Source organism: Photorhabdus bodei, assembly GCF_003287735.1.
GTDB classification, from domain to species: domain Bacteria; phylum Pseudomonadota; class Gammaproteobacteria; order Enterobacterales; family Enterobacteriaceae; genus Photorhabdus; species Photorhabdus kayaii.
Map to the genome: position 1 here is coordinate 142,108 of NZ_NSCM01000004.1, position 20,771 is coordinate 162,878.

General features: G+C 41.1%; 23 protein-coding genes and 3 pseudogenes. 23 read left to right on the plus strand and 3 right to left on the minus strand.

Annotation, left to right across the window (positions count from 1 at the left end):
- Nucleotides 1-1,609: 1,609 nt before the first annotated feature.
- The 5 genes from CKY02_RS04955 (at nt 1,610) to CKY02_RS04975 (ending at nt 6,415) form a co-directional block, all read left to right on the plus strand.
- Nucleotides 1,610-2,095: a bactofilin family protein gene (locus tag CKY02_RS04955; protein WP_240001998.1), complete on the plus strand. Its 486-nt coding sequence runs from the start codon at nt 1,610-1,612 to the stop codon at nt 2,093-2,095.
- A gap of 281 nt (nt 2,096-2,376) precedes the next feature.
- Nucleotides 2,377-2,913 (plus strand): GNAT family N-acetyltransferase, encoded by a 537-nt coding sequence (locus tag CKY02_RS04960; RefSeq protein WP_112894448.1) that lies wholly within the window; start codon nt 2,377-2,379, stop codon nt 2,911-2,913.
- Between the two features lie 79 nt (nt 2,914-2,992).
- Nucleotides 2,993-3,475 (plus strand): YhfG family protein, encoded by a 483-nt coding sequence (locus CKY02_RS04965; RefSeq protein ID WP_112894449.1) that lies wholly within the window; start codon nt 2,993-2,995, stop codon nt 3,473-3,475.
- Between the two features lie 7 nt (nt 3,476-3,482).
- Complete coding sequence (locus CKY02_RS04970) at nt 3,483-4,067, plus strand: putative adenosine monophosphate-protein transferase Fic (protein WP_112894450.1); 585 nt, start codon at nt 3,483-3,485, stop codon at nt 4,065-4,067.
- 818 nt (nt 4,068-4,885) lie between these two features.
- Nucleotides 4,886-6,415 (plus strand): competence protein CoiA family protein, encoded by a 1,530-nt coding sequence (locus tag CKY02_RS04975; protein WP_112894451.1) that lies wholly within the window; start codon nt 4,886-4,888, stop codon nt 6,413-6,415.
- Nucleotides 6,416-6,574: 159 nt separating this feature from the next.
- On the opposite strand, the pseudogene CKY02_RS04980 reads toward CKY02_RS04975, so the two are convergent.
- A pseudogene (locus CKY02_RS04980) lies at nt 6,575-7,464 on the minus strand (IS4 family transposase).
- 176 nt (nt 7,465-7,640) lie between these two features.
- On the opposite strand from CKY02_RS04980, the gene CKY02_RS04985 reads away from it, so the two are divergent.
- The 3 genes and pseudogenes from CKY02_RS04985 to dinQ all read left to right on the plus strand — a co-directional run bounded on the left by CKY02_RS04985 (nt 7,641) and on the right by dinQ (nt 9,794).
- Nucleotides 7,641-8,183, plus strand: a complete 543-nt coding sequence (locus tag CKY02_RS04985; protein WP_112894452.1) for a baseplate complex protein — start codon at nt 7,641-7,643, stop codon at nt 8,181-8,183.
- Nucleotides 8,183-9,264: pseudogene (locus tag CKY02_RS25145) on the plus strand (hypothetical protein). Before CKY02_RS04985 ends, CKY02_RS25145 begins: the two are co-directional and overlap by 1 nt.
- Before the next feature lie 458 nt (nt 9,265-9,722).
- Complete coding sequence (gene dinQ / locus CKY02_RS26625) at nt 9,723-9,794, plus strand: damage-inducible type I toxin DinQ (protein ID WP_376744740.1); 72 nt, start codon at nt 9,723-9,725, stop codon at nt 9,792-9,794.
- Nucleotides 9,795-10,259: 465 nt separating this feature from the next.
- Here the strand turns inward: dinQ and CKY02_RS05000 are convergent, their stop codons facing one another.
- The gene (locus tag CKY02_RS05000; protein WP_112894453.1) at nt 10,260-10,529 is read right to left on the minus strand and encodes a helix-turn-helix domain-containing protein; all 270 of its coding nucleotides are present in this window, start codon (nt 10,527-10,529) and stop codon (nt 10,260-10,262) included.
- Nucleotides 10,530-10,537: 8 nt separating this feature from the next.
- A complete protein-coding gene (locus CKY02_RS24345) occupies nt 10,538-10,687 on the minus strand; it encodes a hypothetical protein (protein ID WP_158537752.1) in 150 nt (49 codons plus the stop codon).
- A gap of 650 nt (nt 10,688-11,337) precedes the next feature.
- On the opposite strand from CKY02_RS24345, the gene CKY02_RS05010 reads away from it, so the two are divergent.
- The 15 genes and pseudogenes from CKY02_RS05010 to CKY02_RS05075 all read left to right on the plus strand — a co-directional run bounded on the left by CKY02_RS05010 (nt 11,338) and on the right by CKY02_RS05075 (nt 20,771).
- Nucleotides 11,338-12,372, plus strand: a complete 1,035-nt coding sequence (locus tag CKY02_RS05010) for a major capsid family protein (protein ID WP_112894497.1) — start codon at nt 11,338-11,340, stop codon at nt 12,370-12,372.
- Nucleotides 12,373-12,699, plus strand: coding sequence for a hypothetical protein (locus tag CKY02_RS05015; RefSeq protein WP_112894454.1), 327 nt, complete (start codon nt 12,373-12,375; stop codon nt 12,697-12,699). It begins immediately after the preceding gene.
- A 4-nt stretch (nt 12,700-12,703) separates the two neighbouring features.
- Nucleotides 12,704-13,153 carry a DUF4054 domain-containing protein gene (locus CKY02_RS05020; protein WP_112894455.1) on the plus strand — a complete coding sequence of 150 codons (450 nt, stop codon included), beginning with the start codon at nt 12,704-12,706 and terminating at the stop codon, nt 13,151-13,153.
- Nucleotides 13,153-13,611: a hypothetical protein gene (locus CKY02_RS05025; protein ID WP_112894456.1), complete on the plus strand. Its 459-nt coding sequence runs from the start codon at nt 13,153-13,155 to the stop codon at nt 13,609-13,611. Before CKY02_RS05020 ends, CKY02_RS05025 begins: the two co-directional genes overlap by 1 nt.
- Nucleotides 13,608-13,979 (plus strand): hypothetical protein, encoded by a 372-nt coding sequence (locus tag CKY02_RS05030; RefSeq protein WP_112894457.1) that lies wholly within the window; start codon nt 13,608-13,610, stop codon nt 13,977-13,979. Before CKY02_RS05025 ends, CKY02_RS05030 begins: the two co-directional genes overlap by 4 nt.
- Nucleotides 13,979-14,521 (plus strand): phage neck terminator protein, encoded by a 543-nt coding sequence (locus CKY02_RS05035; protein ID WP_112894458.1) that lies wholly within the window; start codon nt 13,979-13,981, stop codon nt 14,519-14,521. The genes CKY02_RS05030 and CKY02_RS05035 overlap by 1 nt, the downstream gene beginning before the upstream one ends.
- The gene (locus CKY02_RS05040; protein WP_112894459.1) at nt 14,502-15,989 is read left to right on the plus strand and encodes a DUF3383 domain-containing protein; all 1,488 of its coding nucleotides are present in this window, start codon (nt 14,502-14,504) and stop codon (nt 15,987-15,989) included. Before CKY02_RS05035 ends, CKY02_RS05040 begins: the two co-directional genes overlap by 20 nt.
- Entirely contained in the window at nt 15,989-16,426 is a 438-nt protein-coding gene (locus tag CKY02_RS05045; RefSeq protein ID WP_112894460.1) for a phage tail fiber protein, read from the plus strand. Before CKY02_RS05040 ends, CKY02_RS05045 begins: the two co-directional genes overlap by 1 nt.
- On the plus strand, nt 16,426-16,833 hold the full coding sequence (locus CKY02_RS05050) for a hypothetical protein (RefSeq protein ID WP_112894461.1): 408 nt from the start codon (nt 16,426-16,428) through the stop codon (nt 16,831-16,833). The genes CKY02_RS05045 and CKY02_RS05050 overlap by 1 nt, the downstream gene beginning before the upstream one ends.
- A gap of 208 nt (nt 16,834-17,041) precedes the next feature.
- Nucleotides 17,042-18,037, plus strand: a complete 996-nt coding sequence (locus tag CKY02_RS26630; RefSeq protein ID WP_420800721.1) for a hypothetical protein — start codon at nt 17,042-17,044, stop codon at nt 18,035-18,037.
- A gap of 487 nt (nt 18,038-18,524) precedes the next feature.
- Nucleotides 18,525-19,130, plus strand: a pseudogene (locus CKY02_RS26635) (lytic transglycosylase domain-containing protein); the annotation flags it as partial.
- Nucleotides 19,130-19,378, plus strand: a complete 249-nt coding sequence (locus CKY02_RS25545; RefSeq protein WP_240001999.1) for a hypothetical protein — start codon at nt 19,130-19,132, stop codon at nt 19,376-19,378. The pseudogene CKY02_RS26635 and the gene CKY02_RS25545, both read left to right, overlap by 1 nt.
- Nucleotides 19,362-19,949 carry a hypothetical protein gene (locus CKY02_RS05065; RefSeq protein WP_338047381.1) on the plus strand — a complete coding sequence of 196 codons (588 nt, stop codon included), beginning with the start codon at nt 19,362-19,364 and terminating at the stop codon, nt 19,947-19,949. Before CKY02_RS25545 ends, CKY02_RS05065 begins: the two co-directional genes overlap by 17 nt.
- Nucleotides 19,946-20,194 carry a phage baseplate plug family protein gene (locus CKY02_RS05070; protein ID WP_112894462.1) on the plus strand — a complete coding sequence of 83 codons (249 nt, stop codon included), beginning with the start codon at nt 19,946-19,948 and terminating at the stop codon, nt 20,192-20,194. Before CKY02_RS05065 ends, CKY02_RS05070 begins: the two co-directional genes overlap by 4 nt.
- Nucleotides 20,169-20,771 carry a Gp138 family membrane-puncturing spike protein gene (locus tag CKY02_RS05075; RefSeq protein ID WP_274382156.1) on the plus strand — a complete coding sequence of 201 codons (603 nt, stop codon included), beginning with the start codon at nt 20,169-20,171 and terminating at the stop codon, nt 20,769-20,771. Before CKY02_RS05070 ends, CKY02_RS05075 begins: the two co-directional genes overlap by 26 nt.

Sequence of the window (20,771 nt, forward strand, 5' to 3'; positions counted from 1 at the left end):
ATTTATTTAAAATATATTGTTGTTCTATGCTGGTATTGATCGTTATTAGATAATCGTAATAATTTGAAATGAAACTGAATAAAATTATAATATCGGCCATGTTAATATTGGGTGTTGTGTCTATTGCATCTATAGCACATAAAACTGATCGAAGTTATATCACAGTGACCTTTAATGGTGCTATTATTGCTATACCTTATTCTACCGGACAGGGTCTTTTGGGTAAGAGTGTAAATCCTGGGAAAATTTCCAACGTAATATTGAAAAAGGCGAGAGCTTCAACCTATAAGAGTCTTGAGAACCATTTGGTAAATTGCAGATTACAACCCGTAGTTCATCAGTTATTATCTCGGGCAACATTGAAAATATTGCTGGCTTTACCTTGGGTGACTAATAAGACGGATAAATCTCCGAAGTTGTGTCAGAGAAAGAAGCTTCATATATTCAGATTAATGATAAATTTTACTTTTTAATAGCTATTTCTTGATTATGAAACAGGTGAGTCTGATTATTTTCAATAAAATTTTGGTGTTTAAGTTATCCCCACTATATAATTTTTTTATTCATGATATTCATCAATATTAAATTATTTTCATATCAATTTTATCTTTTTTTTATATTAATATAAAACTAATAAATAAGTGGAATAGATAAAAAAGATTTTTAATATTAATTCTTTTGTCTAATGATATATACCCTATGGATTTCAAGATGGATCGCGACGGCAAGGGAGTGAATCCCCGGGAGCATAGATAACGATGTGACCGGGGTGAGCGAGTGCAGCCAACAAAGAGGCAACTTGAAAGATGACGGGTATAGTTTAAATGAGTAATTCAGGATGGTTTATCCAATCTATAATTAATCTTATAAGTTTGTAATTGAATCATTTATTCATAAAAGTAATTAATTTATTGGATATTGGTTGTATATTGCTTGAGTAATAATATTGATATTTTTAATAAATTAATTCTATTATATAAATAAGTAAGATGTTTGTTAGATAAATATCAGTAAATATTAATTGAGAAATATTCTTGCAATACATCATCTGTAAACAAAATTAAACATTAATAACGTGATTTTATTGTTGATTTATGTTAATAATTATAAATATAAAGCATCTATTTTAATGTTAATTTTTCCTTGTTAATTATTATCGAAGAATGAGTATATACCCTATGGATTTCAAGATGCATCGCGACGGCAAGGGAATGAATCCCCGGGAGCATAGGTAACTATGTGACCGGGGTGAGTGAGTGCAGCCAACAAAGAGGCAACTTGAAAGATAACGGGTATAGGTTTTTAACCGTTTAATAACGTTGTAAATACCTGCTTTTCTTTAGCATTAATTGTTATCTGTTCTGTTAAAATATTGATTTTGGTTTTGTATTTTCTAACGAAAAAAGCATGAAAAATAACAAAAACGTGAACAAACATGGCAAAATATCGTTTTTCGGACAACATTTTTTTGAGCTGTATATGGATCATGTGGAGCATTGCTCTGGGATTCTATCTGGCTGGTAATTCTTTTGGCTGTGCAGTGACAGCGATTCTCTCTTTTTTGGCTCTAATATTTTGCTTTATTCACATGAGGTCGAGATTAAAAACTATGTTTGGAAAAAAAGCAGAGGCAGCGGCTGTTGAGCCGGTATCTCAATTTGTTGATGATAAAAAGAACGCCGGTGCAGAAGCTCGTCGTTGTACTATTGTTGCCAAAAGTTCGGTATTTAAGGGCGATATTGATGTAGAAGGTGATATACAAATCTGGGGCAAAGTGATTGGCAATATCCGGGTGAAAGAGGGTGCGATCCGCATTATGCATGCTGGACGGGTTGAAGGTGAACTTAGCGCGCCAGAAATCATTATTGATGGTGACGTTGTGGGGACTTGCTGTGCAGCAACGTTGGATATTCTTGAACATGGTGAGCTGCGTGGAATCAGTCGTTGCAGCAGTATGTCCATCAAGCGCGGAGGCCTGTTTTTTGGGCAATCGGAACAGGTTGAAAACAAAACATCATCCGAACGTGTTGTACCAATAAAAGATACCAATATTGATAAATCTAAAGATAAGGCCACGGTAAAAACAAGTGCCTGATAAACCAGGCCCGTGTGACATCTTATTCAGAGACTTTTGGCACGGGCCACTTCCTTTTTAGTTTAAATCATGTTGTTCTATTTCCTCTGATTAAAGTATACCCTATGGATTTCAAGATGGATCGCGACGGCAAGGGAGTGAATCCCCGGGAGCATAGCAAACTATGTGACCGAGGAGAGCGAGTGCAGCCAACAAAGAGGCAACTTGAAAGATAACGGATATATATGGTTTATCGCATGGTAGGTATCCTATTTGTTAATTAATATTGGGAGGAGAAGAATATGGTTGTGGTGTTGGAAACAGACAGATTAATTATGCGTTCATGGAGAGAAGAAGACCGATTACCATTTTATCATTTGAATAGTAACGCAGAAGTCATGGAATATTTTCCTGCCACTTTGACGGTGGAACAGAGTAATACCATGGTGGATAGGATTATCCAAAGATTTGAGCAGCAGAGTGGTTGGGGATTATGGGCTGTAGAGCTGAAAGAAACTGGGGATTTTATTGGTTTTGTCGGTTTGAATATTCCTGTGGCGGAATTACCGTTTTCACCTTGTATCGAAATTGGATGGCGTCTTGATAAGCCATTTTGGGGTAAAGGTTACGCCAGTGAAGCCGCACGTAAAGCTTTGGATTTTGCTTTTACCCAATTAAAACTTGAGGAAATAGTTGCATTTACGACAATTTCCAATTTGCGATCTCAAAAAGTTATGGAGCGGCTTGGCATGGTGAAAGATGAAAATACTTTCTTGCATCCTTCATTACCGAGTGGGCATCCTCTTCATGAACATGTGCTTTACCGGGTTCGTCAATAATAGCGCTATTCTCTTTTCTGGTTTTTGTTACTTTGATGTTTTATACTATTGTTGCATAGATTGTATCTTGGAAATTCAAATGAAATATGAATTAGCTGTTATGGCGGCCTTGACTAAACTAGATCATCCTAATACCCGTTCAATTGTAGAAGCGACAGGGATATCTGAACGTAAGGTGCAACAGGTTTTGCAAATATTGCAACAAGACTTAGAGGTAAAGATTAGCCGTATTAGAAATGGGAAGGTTAGTTATTTTGAAGTTATTTCTTGGGGAATATTTGAAAGTGGTCAGGCGATTAACTGTAAATTGAGCGATTTGGATCTGGCTAAGTTTAAATATTCCCGTCAGCAAGAGAAAGATATTAGAAGCCAAAAGAATAGAAAAACAATAATGACAACTTATAGTGAAAAAAAACATTATTTTGACCGTGTAAAATTAAAAAACTATAGAGATAGTATGCGTCTTGAAGGGATGAATATTGTTATGAATAGTTTGCCTGAAACACCGAAAGAGCAAAAAAATCTTAAAGATAAACTCATTAGTAAATATAGTTTACAATGAGGTGGTTATGGTAGATAAATATGGAGCAGGGCAAGATCCCTATACATATCCGGGCATAGACACACTTATCAATAAATTAGCTATTCGTGATCCTGTTGTTCTTGAGCAGGCAGAAAGGGAACTCACTGAACTTGCTATATTGAATATTTCATTCCAGGAACCACCTTACGATTTGGTTTTTTGGTGTCAACTCCATAAACAAATATTTTCTGATTTATATGATTGGGCTGGTCAGCTAAGGATAATTGATATATCTAAAGGGGATACCCGTTTCTGTCATGCTAAATGTATTGAGATAGAAGGGAATAGGATATTTGATATGCTAGAGAATGAAAATTATCTTGTAGGATTAAACTATCAGAAACTTATTAGAAAACTTGCTGAATATTATGCAGAATTAAATGTGATTCATCCTTTTAGAGAAGGAAATGGGCGAACACAGCGACTATTATTTGAATATATTGTTATAAACTGTGGATATAAAATCTCTTTTGAATCTATAGATGCTAAACAGTGGATTGAGGCTAATATTTCTGCTTATCAATGTAACTATCAACCATTAATAAGGATTTTTGAAAATTGTGTCTCTTAAATTATATAATTTTGAGATGATATAATGAATTATTTACTGGTATTTTTTATCTAAGGTTTCTGGTGACTTCAACTATTACTTACAGACAGAAAAATAGTTTTAATTATGGGGTTATATTAATAATAAGACGATTAAGTATTTAATATATTTTCCTGCTGAGATAACCTTCCGTGGAGTATTTATTTTTCTATGATTAATAGAATTTCATTCTATGAGCTTGCCGATTAAGCATTCCACTTAATTTTGATTGAATTTATTTAAAGTGATTGACGGTTTAAAAAATATAAAATAAATAAAACCGTACAATGAAAGCGACAAGAACAAAACTATCCTTGTCACTTTATTTATTAAATATATTATTATCAATTGATTTAAAGACAAATTGTCCCAAGGAAAAGGCTAAGAATAATTACTGGCGCACATGTCTTAGCGCATTTACCCAGAGATCTCTCAGAGTAATAACATAAATTTGCCGACGCGAAGTTAGGCGAGAAAGCGGTAATGCTCAATACTAAAATACAAATTGATAGCTTTTTCATGGTTGGTACCTCATCAGGGGATTATGTAGAGTAAAATAATTTATCCTAGCTACTAATTATTGTTCAATAATAGGTAATAAGTTCTCTTTTCGTATAATTTTTTGTTGTATTGTTGAAAATCTGTTGAAGTTAAGTATGGATTTTAATGATTTTTTAGTTGCTGGTATTTTGAGTAGAAATAATATACGCTTTAGTGTTTGTTTTAACTGACTTATTTAATTTAATTAAGATCATACTATAAAATTATTTTTCTTTATCAATAAGTAGGTTAGGGTTGTTATGCTTGAATATGCGATACTAAAAAAATCAAATGTAATAGTACATATTGATGAAGTGGATTACGGCGGTAAATGTGGTTGTATCTGTCCTGGGTGTCAAGATGAACTTATTGCTAAAAATAGAGGAAAGAAAGTAAGTCATCATTTTGCTCATTCATCACGAGATGAAATGCAAAGTTGTTTAATGACACAGCTTCATATAGTTGCACAGAAGCATTTTACTGAAATAAAGCATATAGAACTCCCCGAGGTTATTATTTACCATGGGGATTATCAAATAAATATACCAATGAGAAAAGCTAAGATATTAGATGCAGAAATAGAATTTAAAATAGGACGATTTCGTGCTGATGCTATATTGAGAACTAATTTAGGTGATATCATTATTGAGATTTTTGTGACACATAGAAATACTAGTGAAAAAATATCTTATTATAAATCAAATGAAATAGCATCATTGGAGTATGATCTAAGTTATTTTAAAAATAAGCCTATTCAAGATGCTATTATTGCATTAAATAGTATGAGTGTTCCTGCTTCTTGGACTTGTTATATAAATGAGAATTATTATAAAAGTAAAGCACACAAAGAAAAAATTTATCACTTTGAAGAAAATAAAAAATATGCCAAGAAGATAACTAAATTTTTAATTAATGAAAACTTCATAAAGTTTCCAGACATTAAAATACCTATTGATATTACGTATGAAAATAAAAAATATGGTTTTGATATGGGATTGTTCAACGGAGATAAATATGTCCGATTTGACTCATTGATGATAAAAGAGCATGACGATTTTCTAATATTAGAATGTGTCAATAAAACTGGTGTTATATGGTTTGTTTTTTTATTTAAAAATTATATTCCTGAAGAAATAAAAAACTGTAATTTTAGTGTTATTATTAATAATATGTTTGGTGATAATTGTTATAAAAGTAATAGTTATTGGTTTAATTATCTCCCTCTGAATAAATTAAAATTAAAGAGATTGAATGAATGTGCTATAAATTTTAATAACAGCAAAAATATAGAGAATAAAGTTGTTGATATTTCAATGAAGTATAAATATTTTGATTTAAATGAAGCTTATGATTTGGGATATAACCAATGGTTGAACTGGATGAGGAGAAATAGCCTTACTCCTAATAAATGGAGTCGGAAAGTTAAGATACCAATTCTATTAAACCATTATAAAGATTCATCATGTTTTTGGATGTTTAATCAATGGCATGTTTTAGTGCTTAGCTATTTAGTCGAATTAATAGATGAGTATCAGATCTATCGTGAAATAAAGTATGATGATTTGTTTGAACGTTTAAAGAAAATTTTACCCATAAGTCCAGTTTTCATTGAAATAGAGAGAAATGTGTATTATGAATATATACGTGAAGGTAACAGAAAGTTGATTTTTAAACGTGAGATTATTTTAGCTATGTTAGTACATTTTGATAAAAGAGGATATATTAAAGCATACGAAGATTTTTTTATTATAACTACGTGTCTAAAAGAACAGTTAAAAATTGAATCTTGATTTTTTATTTCTAGATAACTTTTCAAAATAGTAGATCACTTGGAGGAAACTCAGTCCAATTTTTGCGATCTGATCAATTGCAAAAAATCCCAAAACCACTAAACGGACTGAGTTATGCCTATCATAGCACTGATATCCCGCAATGAACCTGTCTCTTAATCAGATCTCCAGATCAACAGACTTAGCCAGCAAATAGCCATCCACTAGGGTTTGCAGCAGGAACCATCCTTCCCATAACCTTTTCCAACCCACTCGGCCGGTGCGTTTTGAATCATACCAACCTGCCAGTTTACCTAAATTGATGTACGCCCAATACAGAATCGGTGCTTTCTTTGGCGGACGTCGTTTCTCCTGCTTTGACCACAACAACTTCCAGGCCAGCGAACTCAATACCCCTTCACAACTTTGCTTTTCTGCTTCCTCTTTGTTCAACCCCATATAACGAAGCTGGTGTATTCGAACGGCTCACGGTCACAGACCGAGATAATTTTCGGCATTTGCTCACCCAGCCGGCTTGCCATGGCCCGCGACGCCTGCTCCCACTTGTAGCTTTCTTTTTCTTCATAAGGACGCGTGTCACGTTGCCGGCTTTTGCCATAATCCTGACCATCCCGAGTCCAGCGGTGCTGCTCAATCAATCCGACGACATGCTGTTTATGAGGCGCAAACAGTAAGACGGAATGCGCGTGTATTCCCCGGGACTTCTGACTGGACGTGGTATATCTCAGTTCATCCACCACCGTGGCATGGGAAAATGACAGGGTAGTCGTATCTTCTAACGCCAGCAGGCAGTCATAGTTTTTTGCCTGCGCCACCGTGGCGGAAAAACCGGCATCGGCAATGACCTGAGGGGAAACAGACTGATTACGGGTGAAACGATAGGCCGCTTCAATATCGGCCGGAGAATGTAAGGATTGCACGAGCGATTGTCCCGTATGGTTAGGTAGTGAACAGGCCATCTGAACAAGGCGTTTTGAACGTCGCTTATCGCCTAATTCAGCGTGTTGAAAGGTCTCTTTTGCCTATTGCTCGGTATCAGCTGAAAACATACAGGTTACCTCATCTGCGTTTTTTTATTGAGATCGATGAAATAAGCAAAAGTTCAAAAAGAATTCAGAGAATATTAAAATATTTGTGTAGGAAAAACAGAAACAGAAAGCTGTTTACACGCTGGCGATATTATTTGTCGGGGACGATATTCGCGCATTAGAAAGGATGCTACGCAATGAGCCAAATTATCACACTGGCCCTTGATGGCGAGGCCATCCCATTAAAAAGTCTGACCGTAACCCCATCGGTGATGTTTCAGGACACAGACCAAAGCGGCCAGTCATCCAGTACCGCCGTGGCAGAGCGAGGCATTAAGCCTAAAGAGTTGCGCATTACGGGGATCATTCCGTTTACTGAGCAAAAAACGTTGTCACGCCTGTTTGCACTGGCGGAGGCCAAAGATAAGGGCAATCTGAAACGCTACCGTGTCGCTAACCTGACCGCAGGTGCTATCAACTTTCGCATCGGAACATTCACCCATACCATTGATGCCAGTAAGATCGACGGTAAACAGGCATGGCAGGTCACATTTACTTTGCGTGAGCATTTATCTGTTGCCGAAAAACGGGACGCCCGCGCTGCCGACAAGGTACAGACTAAGAAACAGACACAGACAACGCAAGTAAGTGCTACCGCCAAGGAAGCGCCGGAAAAATTAAGCTGGTTTGAAAGCAAAGTATTGAAACCGATTAATGACAAAATAGGCCCCGCTAAATAATGACACCGATTAACCGGCTCTATCTTTCCGGTGATGAAATTCACCTGGTTGACGCCAATATTATGCTGGAACTGGCATCCTGTGGCCGTGGCTTTATCACGGCGGAGACGACAACGGACTACACTGGAAAACTGGTGCGGCTGGACGTGGGTTACACGGATTTGGTATTACGCTGGTTTACGGGCTATGTGGAACGCTCACAGCCAGCCCAAAACGGTTATCAGCGTTTGTTTGTGCGTGAGCTGGTCGGCGTGTTTGACCGATTGTGGTCGTGTTCATTTCAGCATCTAACACTGAGCCAGATTGCGGACTGGTTGCAGGAGCACAGCGGACTGACCTTCACATTACCGGATGTTCCTTATACAGAGACACCTATCCCGCATTTTACCCATCATGGTACCGACTATCAGTGATTGTAGAAATTGCATTCGAAGGAGGCCGACCGGACAAGCCTTTTATCCGGCAGACATTAAGCCAGGGCAATACCTTGCCCGATATCAAACCAGGCGAGCAATTGCAGCAGCAGCGGGCGGAAGTCTCGCAGAGGGTAACTCAGGAAGGGAGTTGGATTCGTCAGACTGACCAAACTATTGATGAATCGTCCATGTACCGTGAAGTCAGGACAGACACGGAAACGCGTACCGTCGTCGCACGGGAAACCACGATACAGGCCACGGATAAAACCACGGTTTTGGGCACGTCTACGCTACTGGCGGGCGCTGTCCAGCAAATCGCAGACGGTGACTATAGTATAGTGACCTCATCAAATTTCGTTGCCAGTGTGGGGAAAGAGGCCAATGTTGAAGTCGGATAAAAGCGGATAGAGAAAATTGGTCTGCTTAAGCAGAGCATCGCCGGAGCCAGGCAAGAAATCGTCGCGCCCGTGGTTTGGGTGGGCAGCCAGCAAATCAATGTCATGACCTTGATGTTAGAGACGCTGGTTGTGGTCAAAGAGTTGGCTGAACTGACAGCTGCGCATACGCATCACAACACAAGCACGCCGGAGAACGCCAGCGCGATAAGGAACACGGCTTATAAATCGGATAGGCTGAAACAGAAATATTCGCCTGTGATTGGTTGACTTTCAGTCTGGCAGTGTTGTTTGTTTTATAGTCATGTTATAGGTTGATATTTCCGATTCTAAGCATTAGACTTCTTATGTTAGTTGAAGTGGATCGCGCTAAGGCCGAGGCTACCAACCCGGTTAAGAGCACAAAAACAGAGGTCCTGCTTAAAGGTAAAAACAAAAAACCAACCTCACCAGTTGGTTTTTTTGTTTTTACCTATCTATTAATCCATTGAATCATATCCAAATAAACTTATAATCAACGGCTGTTAGTTGAGGCGCGTTTTGGCCTGTGTATCTCTTACGCAAGTTTTCGTAAGTCCTGGCTGAATACAGGTGGTGCTGATTCAGAGCCTCGGTCGGAGCGCGATCCACTTCAACTAACATTGATGAGAACCAGCCGGACAGGCAATGTAAAGGCAATGGCTGGGTAAATCGTGCTCCTCAACTGGAGCAAACGGGTGAAAGCATTTATTGACATTGCTATCATCGTTCTCAAAGCGTTAATCGCGCTTTTAGAGCTGATCCGTGCATTTCTGAAATAGATAACGGAAACGTAGCTAAGGCCATCGGGGTAACCTCCCGGTGGCCTTTAACACTTACCGCTTTTGCTCAAGCAAGCCACTCTTGTTTAAGTGGCCCAATATACTGATCTAACAGCTTAAATTTGGTAATCCCGACCGGACTTGAACCCGTGTTCAAGCGGTTATTGCTCCGGTAGTATGGGAGGATAGCCAACAGATTAGTGTAGTTTACCGCGAGTCATACACATAATAACACTGGGACGCGTTTTTTAAATGCGGTATCGATCAGTGCTACAGGTTCTGATGGCCTGAAACACAATTATCTCGCCCGCAACATGCGGGCTTTTTTATACTTTCATAGAGCTTGAATACAATTCTGATATTAAATGAATGGGCAGTAAGTGTAATAAAAAACTGATAATTCAGCGTGTTATATTAGCTTAGTGATTTAAAAGTTGTTGTTACTTTTTCGGATATAGAAATAACTTATGTGATATCAGAATTGTTTGGTAAATCATTTCGGACGGTTCGTTTGATAGGCTGCTTATTTTCGTCAAAATACCGATTGGGCCATATCTCAGCAGGTGTGACACCAATTTCCTGAGTAATTAACAGCTCCCCTTTAGGCCAGGGACGCGTTAAAGCATTTGCTAATGTTGAAGAACTTAAACCGTGCTCTCTGGATAATGATGCTAGCGTTTTATTCTTCTTACGTATCGCAGCGATAATATCGGCGGTATGCCAGTCTTTTTTCATATTCCTGCTTACCTCTTTGGTGGTGGCGGTTCAAACAGGGTTCGCAGTACCGGAGAGTAGCCATTCCGGCGAGGCATAGCCTCCCCTGCCTGAACCGCCATAGAAGCGATAGCAGGCACACTGGTAAGGAAATAATCTCTTACCAGTGGGTTACTCATTCAAGGCTGCGACCCACTGACCATCGGATTTTGCCGATGGCAGTGCTACTTTAACTGATTGTATTACTGACTCAAGAATCAAATAAATACCTTAGTGACGGTTTGTCTCGCTGCGTTCATGACGAAATAAATGAACTTATGGCGAAAACGGCACTACACCGCACCCGCCTGCACGTTTTGGATCAAGAAAATTTTTCAGTTTTAAAATCCTACGAATCGAACAGCCAAACCGTGCCAGCACTGGCATTGTGAGAGAAGCAGCAAACTGAAATGATTGAAAAGATTTTCAGGGAATTTCAGTTTTTGGATCAAAAGAGGATCACGGATAAAATCCCAATACAATGATATTAAAGGAAAAATTATATTTTGCGTGGAAAATAAAATCACGGAGGAAAGCCGTGCTTTATCATAAAAATTAGATAAGGCCGGTTTTACTGGATATATAGAACTGAAATTATTTTCTCCTTTTGCATTATGACAAGGAGAAAGTGAAAGCATTAAAGTGTGCTTAATTCATTAATATGCACGGGGTTACGTTCAAGCATCTTAAGTAGTTTCAGTGATGAACCAGAAGGAATGTGGCGGTGCAGGTAGTGTCCATTGATGCCCATAAAAATAAAATAGATGGACGTAAAGTGGACCTGGAGCTAATGAAACGACACGCAGATTTTCAATATATTGAAGGGGAATACGGCATTGTAGTACCACAGGCCGTCGATTACTTAAATCCCCAATATGCTAATAACTATACGTTAGCTATGGATGTACAGCCAGCTATGGTGACCGTGAGTAACGCCGGTGTTCCTGCATATCTGACTAACTATCTCGATCCTGAGTTGGTTCGTGTGTTGGTCACGCCGATGAGAGCGGCTGAAATTATCGGTGAAAATAAAAAAGGTGACTGGACAACGCTGACAACCCAGTTCCCGGTTGAAGAATCAACGGGTGAAGTGAGTTCATACGGTGATCACAGCAACAATGGTATGTCAGATGCTAACGTGAACTGGGTGGAACGCCAGAGCTATCATTTCCAAACATTTACTGTCTGGGGGGAGCGTGAGCTGGATATGTACGATACGGCCCGTATCAATCGAGCAGCGCAACTTAACACCGCAAGCGCATTAACCCTAAACAAGTTTATGAATAAGTCTTATTTCTATGGTATTGCTGGACTTAAGAACTATGGACTGTTGAATGATCCAGGGTTAAGCGAACCGGTGGTACCAGCTGCAAACGGAAAATCCAATGGTACAACGTGGGAAACCAAAGACGGGCAGGCAATTTATGACGATATTTCCCAACGCCTATTTAAACAGCTTACAAAACAGACAGAAGGGCTGGTGGAGCGAACAGATCCATTGAAACTTTGCATGTCGCCAACAGCGGAAGTCAATCTGACAAAAACCAACCAGTACAACGTTAATGTTACCGATCAGTTGAAAAAGAATTTCCCGAATCTAACGATTGAAACGGCGGTTGAATACAGTACAGATGCGGGGGAACTGGTTCAATTGATTGCCGATACGCTTGATGGTGAAAAAACGGCTTATGCCTCATTTACTGAAAAAATGCGGGCACACGCAGTCGTTGTGAACTCATCCAGTTTTAAACAAAAGAAATCAGCCGGTACGTGGGGTGCGATTATTCGTTATCCACACGCTATTGCACAAATGTTGGGGGTTTAAATGGCGACAGTCATTGTGGGGTGTAAATTGCCCCACGGATTAACGATTGAAATTGATAAGAATCACGTGACGCTAAACGGGATAAATTCATCAACAATTATTGGCGGTTATGGGCTGACATATGATGTTGATAAAGCGTTTTTTGACAAATATCTGGAGCTCTATGCAGATACGGAATTAGTCAAAAATGGGCTTATTTTTGCCCAGGAAAAACTCAAAGAGGCCCGGACTGAAGCTGAGGAAAAAGCCGAGTTAAAGAATGGGTTGGAGCCTATCGACCCAAAAAAACCGGGTAAGAATATCGAGCAGCGAAAAGAAGAGGATTAAGCTAATGGGCTTTGTTGTCGTTTTTGATGTCGTGAAATTTCGCACTCGTTACCCGGAGTTTTCTTCTGTCAGTGATGTCCTGCTGGATACCTATTTTATTGAAGCAACACTCTATCTTAACAATACGGCCCAAAGCCCAGTTAGTGATCTTGAGCAACGGGGAATGTTGCTGAATATGCTTGTTGCTCATATTGCCGAACTTAATCGTTTATCTGTTAGCGGAACAGTGGCCAATCCGCTCGTGGGGCGAGTTAGCAGCGCAAGCGAGGGATCTGTTTCCGTTTCGGCTGATATGGGAGCTGTCAGTGAACGTGCTGCTTGGTTCTTGCAGACAAAATACGGGGCTATGTACTGGCAGACAACAGCACAATATAGAACTATGCGTTACATCCCCGGCAGCTCTCCCTCTCACTATCCGTCATATTACTATCCACGGACTCAATGGAGGCGCTAATGTCGAATAGTATCAAGGGCGGTGATGCAGCAAAACGCTATTTAAAGCAATTAGCCAAAAAGATAGGTGAAGGCAAAAAATTACGTGCTGGTTTTTTCAAAGACGCGACTTATCCCGATGGTACTTCGGTAGCAATGGTGGCAATCAGTAACGAGATTGGCGATCCGAAGCGTAATAGGCCGCCCCGTCCGTTTTTTCGTAACACTATCAACGAACATGCTAATGAATGGGGTGATGTGCTTGCACAGGGCCTGAGTGCTAACGATATGAATGGGGATGCAGCGTTACGGATGACCGGGGAAGTTATCAAGGGGCAAATTCAACAATCTATTCGTTCTTTCACTTCACCAGGCAATGCGGAATCAACTATAGCTAAAAAGGGATTTGATGTCCCGTTACGTGACACCAAACACATGCTGAACAGTGTTGATTATGTGGTTGATGAGGGGAACGAATGAACCTGCATAATATTGTATCTGGTGCTGTCGGGATTGTTAATCCTCACTCGCCTGGAGAGATACGGGTAAGTGCGGGCTATGATATTGCACCCAGTGGCAAGCAAATTCCGAAATACATCACAACACCTGTTACCGCACAAATTCAGCCACTGACTTTTACTGATCTACAACATACAAACGGTTTGAATATTCAGGGCATACTCAAAGCGGCTTATGTGAATGGCAATTTTAATGCCGTCAACCGCCCCAGGCAGCAAGGGGGCGATCTGCTGATTATTAATGGTGAAGAGTGGTTGATAGTGCAGATTTTGGAAGAGTGGCCGGATTGGTGCAAATTTGCTGTTACATTGCAGCGTGGGGAACAATAGTGGCAACGATAAGTGTAACGCAAGACGATATAACAACCGCATTACGCGGTTTTTTAATAGCCTTAATACCTAAGCGTAGCGTTATTTTGTCTCAGATAAACCGCTCACCGATGCCGGATGGCGATTTTATTGTTATGACACCATTGAACAGCACGGGTTTATCAACAAGTGTAGAGATCTATAACGCACCTATAGCAGCAGGTATGGGGGAAAGTCTAATCACTCGGACGACACGCTGGACATGTCAAATTGACTGCTACGGTCAGTTCGCTCATGAGGATGCTCACATTATTGCAACGACGGTGCGTACTGAACATGCAAGTGAGCTATTCAAGAGATCGGGTATCGATATGACACCGCTCTATGCCAGCGATCCGATTCAGACGACGATGATTAATGGTGAACAGCAATATGAGTCGCGTTGGACATTTGAATTTACTGCTCAAATCAACCCCGTTGTGACAACAGAACAACTATTTTTCGACAGCATTACGCTGGACACTAAAACAGTGGAGTCTATTCATGGCAATTCCAATCAGTAAAGACGTGAGAATTAATCCGGGGGTGCTGTCGGCAGCGGGTAATGCTGTTGATCTCAATGGGTTATTACTGACAGATAATATATATGCACCTGTTGGAGCGGTGTTGTCGTTCTCGACTAAAGAGGATGTGGCGGCATATTTCGGTGGTGCATCCGAAGAATATAGCATGGCGGCTATTTATTTTTCAGGGTACAACAATTGTACAAAGACGCCCGGTCAATTGCTGTTTTCCCGATTTAATCAAGCGGCAGTATCGGCCTGGTTACGCTCAGGTTCTTTTAATGGAGTAGCTATTACCGATCTGCAAAAAATGTCCGGTGCGTTGAAACTCAATATCAATGGCACAGCAATAAATGCCGCAATCAATCTTGATGGGGTTAAATCCTTTGCTGATGCAGCAAAGAGCATTGAAACAGCGGTTGGCAAGGCAGTAACGGTTGTGTTCGATACTACCCGTAAGGCTTTCATCATCAATGTCGTGTCTGGCAGCATTAAACCAGAAGATACAAGCATTACCTATGGTACTGGTGATGGGGCTCAAGCTTTTAAGTTCACTGGCGCACTAGGGGCAACGGTTTCTCAGGGGGCTACAGTGTCGGCGGTTCCTGATCTATTCGCTGTGATTAAAACGCAGTCTCAGCAATGGGCAGGTTTTACGACGGTATTTGAATGTACAGATGAACAGCATCTTGCATTATCAGCGTGGGCTAGTAGTCAGGCATATCGCTATTTCTATGTTGCCTGGACAACAAGCGGCACGGCAAAAGTAAAAGGCAGCCTGGAAACTATCGCCCATAAAATTATCGGCATTAATAGCTACGGTAGTGTCGTTCCTGTTTTCTGCTCTGATAATATGAAACCGGTAGCAGTATTGGGTTATGCGGCGGTGCTGGATTTTGAGCGAACGGAGGGGCGTGTTCCGTTTAAATTCAGAGAATTGAACGGCCTCAGTCCTGATGTGATCGATTCTGATGTTTATGATGCACTGATTGCTAATGGATATAACTTCTATGGCAATTATGCCGCCAATAACATCACCGAAAATTATTGGGCTGATGGCACAATAACCGGTGATTTTAAGTGGTTAGATTCCTTCTGTGGTCAAATCTGGCTGAATGCGAACTTGCAAGGCGCGGTTATTGCCTTGTTCAAATCCAATAAGACTGTTCCTTATAACACGGCCGGCCGTGCGCTGGTGGAAGCCTCAATGAGTGATGTTATCCAGCGGTTTAAGTTGTGGGGCGGTATCCGATCAGGCGTAACATTATCGGCTGCACAAAAGCTGGAAATTATTAACGCCGTGGGATCTGATGTTTCAACGTCAATAATCGCGAAGGGTTATTACTTGTATATTGGGAAAATGTCTGCCTCTATGCGTGCAAATCGCACCAGCCCAAGCTGTACACTGTGGTATTGCGACGGTGGCAGTATTCAGAAATTCGAAATGGCATCTACGGAGGTTCAATAATGTCAGACACAATCACTTCTGCTGATGCAGTCATTACCCTGACAGTCACTAATTTGTATCCGTCTGGTGTGCAATTACAGGGATTTGCCGCAGACAACATTTTCGAAACTGAGGTGTTAGATTTGGCTGAAACTGTGCGTGGGGCGGACGGTAAACTGTCAGCGGGTTTTATCTACGGCAATATCAATCAGACGATTCATATTATGCCTGATTCGGAAAGTCGCACCATTTTTGATACCTGGGCGACGACATCACGTACTAGTGTCGCTGTGTTCAGATGTAATGCGACGGTTATTCTTCCGGCTATCGGGCGTAAATACACATTAGTAAACGGCGTTCTGAAGCAATGGAAAACCATGCCGGACGCAGGAAAGGTTTTACAAGCGGCGCAGGCCGTCATTGAGTGGGAATCAATAACAGGTGAGGCATATAGCTAATGGCACGTAAAGAAACCTTCATCACTATGAATGATGATAATCGCGACAAAGGAAAGCTTTTTTACATTCAGGAAATGCCCGCTTCACAGGCTGAATGGTGGGCTATTCGTGCATTGATGGTAATGGGGAGAGAGTGGTTGGATATCCCCGATAATTTTCGGGATTTGGGCATGGCTGCATTAGCGGTGGTTGGGTTGAAAGCAATTTCACGCATCGCACCTGATGAAGCCAGGCCGCTACTTGATGAGCTAATGACCTGTGTACAGATGGTTCCGAACCCGGCGGATAAAAAAATCAAACGTGAACTGATCGACAGTGACATTGAAGAAATTGTTACCCGGCTGAAATTGCGTGCAGAGGTGCTTAAGTTACACGTGGATTTTTTCAAAACCGCCGACCAATCGTAATCCCGCCGCGCTATTCCAGCATCTCAAAGCCATTCGGTATCATCAGTTATACAAATGTCCCAGGCACAATAGCGACCGTTATCTCATCAGGAAAAGCAACTCTCCATGAGCTGGATACAGTTTATGGCGTGGAGGATCTTTGGCAGTTAATAGAGATTATTCAGGTCGATAATCACAATGCTTACGTTTTACAGCAGGGTAAAAACTGATGGCAAACATTATAGATGAACTTGTTATAACGCTGGGACTGGACGCGGCTGAATTTAGCGCAGGTGAAGCCGCGGTAATTGCCGGGATCGGTGGCCTGGTTCAGGTTATGCAAAAACTGGTTGACTCGTTTAATGATGGCGAAAAGAAAACCAGCAAATCATTAGACAAAACCGGTAAGACAACCGAAAAAGTAGCAAAAGAAATGGAGGTGGCAGGAAAGAAAGCCTCCTCTTTCTTTTCCAGCATAAAGGGTCAGATCTTGGCTTTGGCGGGTGTCACGGTTTCACTCGGTGGACTGAAAAGTTTTGTGACCAGCTTTACCGGTAATCTGAATCAGTTAAGTACTGCTGCTGATGCTTTTGGTATGTCTGCCAAAGCACTTGATGGCTGGACAAAAGCAGGCGCGGCATTTGGGGTTAGTGCGAATGAGGTTGTCGGGGCATTTTCACGAATTAACGATGCTAAAGCCCGATTGAAATCGGGTGTTGCTCTTGATCCCGCCCTAGAAACACTCTTGAAAACGGCATCACAAGCGGGTGTCAATATTGATGTTGTGTCAGACAGCACTGAATCCATCATGCGAAAGCTGACCAGTGTTTTTCCTAAACTTAATAAAGATCAGCAGCAAGCCTACGGTGGTGAACTCGGATTCGGTTACGCAGCGCAGCAGTGGTTCTCATCCGGCCATGCTCTCAAAGACGTGGATAAATTTACGGCCAGTTCGGGTGTGGATGATAAATCTGTTGCCGCCGCGCGTCGTTTCCGTGAACAGTGGACAGAGATAAGCCAGAGTTTTGAGAAAACAGGCTACATTCTGTTTAATGCTCTTTTACCATATATCAATGATTTCAATATCTGGCTAAAAAATTTAGCTGATTGGATGAATAAGCACCCAGAAGAGATTAAAAAAGCGGTCAGCGGTTTTCTCGATAAGATGAGTTTTATTATTTCAGTCGCTAATCAGGCTGCGGGGGCGGTAGGCGGTTGGGGGTAATGTCATCATTGGGCTAATCGGGTTGAAGTTTGCCGGGTGGTTATGGGGAATTTATCGCGCGGCTTCGTCCATGCTGAAAATGGGAAAAGGGATTGTTGGGAAGGCCGGAATATATGGCGCTATTACATATGCGTTATATGATCCTGTGGAGTCAGTTGCGACTTCGATTGTTGGGGAAGAGACAAAAAATACACTTGATTCATATGGATTGTATCTGGCAAGCGACTGGACACCCTTTTTTAGTAAAAAAGAGTATGAAGCCTATCAGGCAAAACTGGATGGTAAAACCTCTAAGCCAGATACGACCATAGTCAAAGAGGAAGAAAAGCGCAGCGAAAACGACCGTATCATTCGGGCCAAGGATGAACGACAACAGCGGCTGGAATACAGCAATAATTGGTTAAGAACTGCGTTAGATAAGCTGACCGATTCAATTAATAAACTGATTGATTCGCTCGTTCCTCAAGTCGCAGCCGCTGAAATGTCACCGAACACTACCGGCATGAAATTACTGGGTTGGCTATCACCGAAATTAGCGCAACTTGAGCAGCAGTTCGGGTTACCGGAGGGTTTATTACGTAGTGTGGCTATCACTGAATCGGGAGGCAATCAGTATGCTGTGTCCAAAGCAGGCACCAAGGGCTTATTCCAGTTCATGCCAGGTACAGCCAAACATTTTGGGTTAAAGGATGATGATGTTTTTGATCCGGTAAAATCTTCGGAAGCCGCGGCAAAATATTTATCTCAGCTAATGAGAATGTTTGACGGAGATTTGAGTGAAGCACTGGCAGCTTATAACTGGGGGCAGGGAAATGTCATGCGGAAAGGATTGGGCGCTGCGCCAAAAGAAACCCGCGATTATATCCCAAAGGTATTGGTGAATATGCCACAACCAGGGGCTCATGTGGCCGCTCAACGCTATGAGAATGCGGTAAACAACAATCGAAACTCTTCTGTTTCTGAGAGTTACCACATCGGAACTATTCAAGTCAGCTCTAATGCTAACAACGTAAAAGGCGTAGTTGACGATGCCCGGCAGAAAATAGGTGGATCAACGCTGGCAGCAAGCTATTCAACGGGGGTAACCGGATAATGGCATTTTCTCTCAATCAAACAACAGTACTTAGCGCGTTCCGTAGCGGCAACCTGCTATCTGCCGTTAACAGTATGATATCTCCCGGATACGGTATTTATTACGCATCCGGGCAGAGAGTTGGTGATAAGCCGTTTACGCCCACCTCGTTTATTGCCGTAGAAGTTACACGAGAGGCATCAAATCACTACGGTACCGATAGAGAAAGGCGGCTATACATCATACAACAAAGTGCAGCGGCCCGGTGAAGTCCATGTGACATTTTCGTTTGAGGGATGGACCGGTTTTTCTGGTTCCGTGCCTAACTTAACAAACCTCACCCTGACGTCCCGTTCTGATGTTCTTGAAGCATTAGATAAGATGGTATCCAGTGCCGAAATTTACGACATTGAAACACCTGATACTACGTACACAAGTTATGATTTGATTAAGTACGATTTTCGAATAAGGCAGGATAACGGTGTTACCTTACTGATTGTGACCGCAGTTTTCCAGGCTGTACAAGACATTGCTGAAGTGAAAATGAGCAGCAATGTTGCTAAGTCGAATACAACAAAGAATGAGACGGCGAAAGGCCCAAGTAAAAATACCGAACAATCAACAGGCTCAACAAAACACGCCACATTATCTGATGTTAAAAAAGCCCTGACCGGATTGAAAAAATCCGTTTCCAGTGCTGCAACGCAAGTTGCCGATAAAGTTTCATCCGGTTTCAAGCGTGCGACAGAGACGATTACCGGTCCATTAAATGATTCTGTATTGAGTGCCACCAACCATCTCAATGATGCAGTAGAAGAATTATCAAGGAAATTAACGTGATTGAAATAGCGATCAGAGCAGCCAAAGCTCAGGAGTTCACTGTGACCTTGAATGAGCAGTCATGCATGATACGTCTCAATCAACGTAGCACAGGTTTATATATGGATTTAACCGTTAATGATAAACCTATATTGCAGGGAGTTGTGTGCCTCAACTGCAATAAAATTGTCCGTTACAGTTACTTACGGTTCCAGGGTGAACTGTTTTTTGCTGATCTGGATGGTTCATCTGGGCCTTATTATTAAATCGAACGGGAAAACCGTAGATGTAAAGCCGATGGTACATAATATGACAGGAACAGGGAGAAAAATCGAGAATGGAATAATCTATAATGTTCCAGTATTTCGCCTTCAGCGTGGTAACAGTGCTGTCATTATGAACCCGGTTGTGGGAGATATTGGACTAATCGTTATTTGTGATCATGATATTAGCAGCGTCAGAGCAACAAAAGCACCGGCATTGCCCGGTTCAAAAAGAACACACAATTATTCAGATGCAATTTATCTGGGGGGTGTTTTAAACGCAGAGTCACAACAATATATTGAATTTGCAGATAATCAGATAAATATTGTTTCACCGAATAAAATTAATGTGGTCGCACCGACAACGGAAATTACTTCATCAAATTCAATCACAATGAACTCACCATCTATTATATTAAATGGTGCGGTTATTCAAGGTAGTGGCGGTAACGGTGGAAATGCAACATTTGGTGGAACCGTAACAGCGAAGGGTGAAATTACAGGAAATGGGATTAAACTTTCATCACATATGCATGGTGGTGTAGAATCTGGTGGTTCAAAAACCAACAGTCCAGAGTAA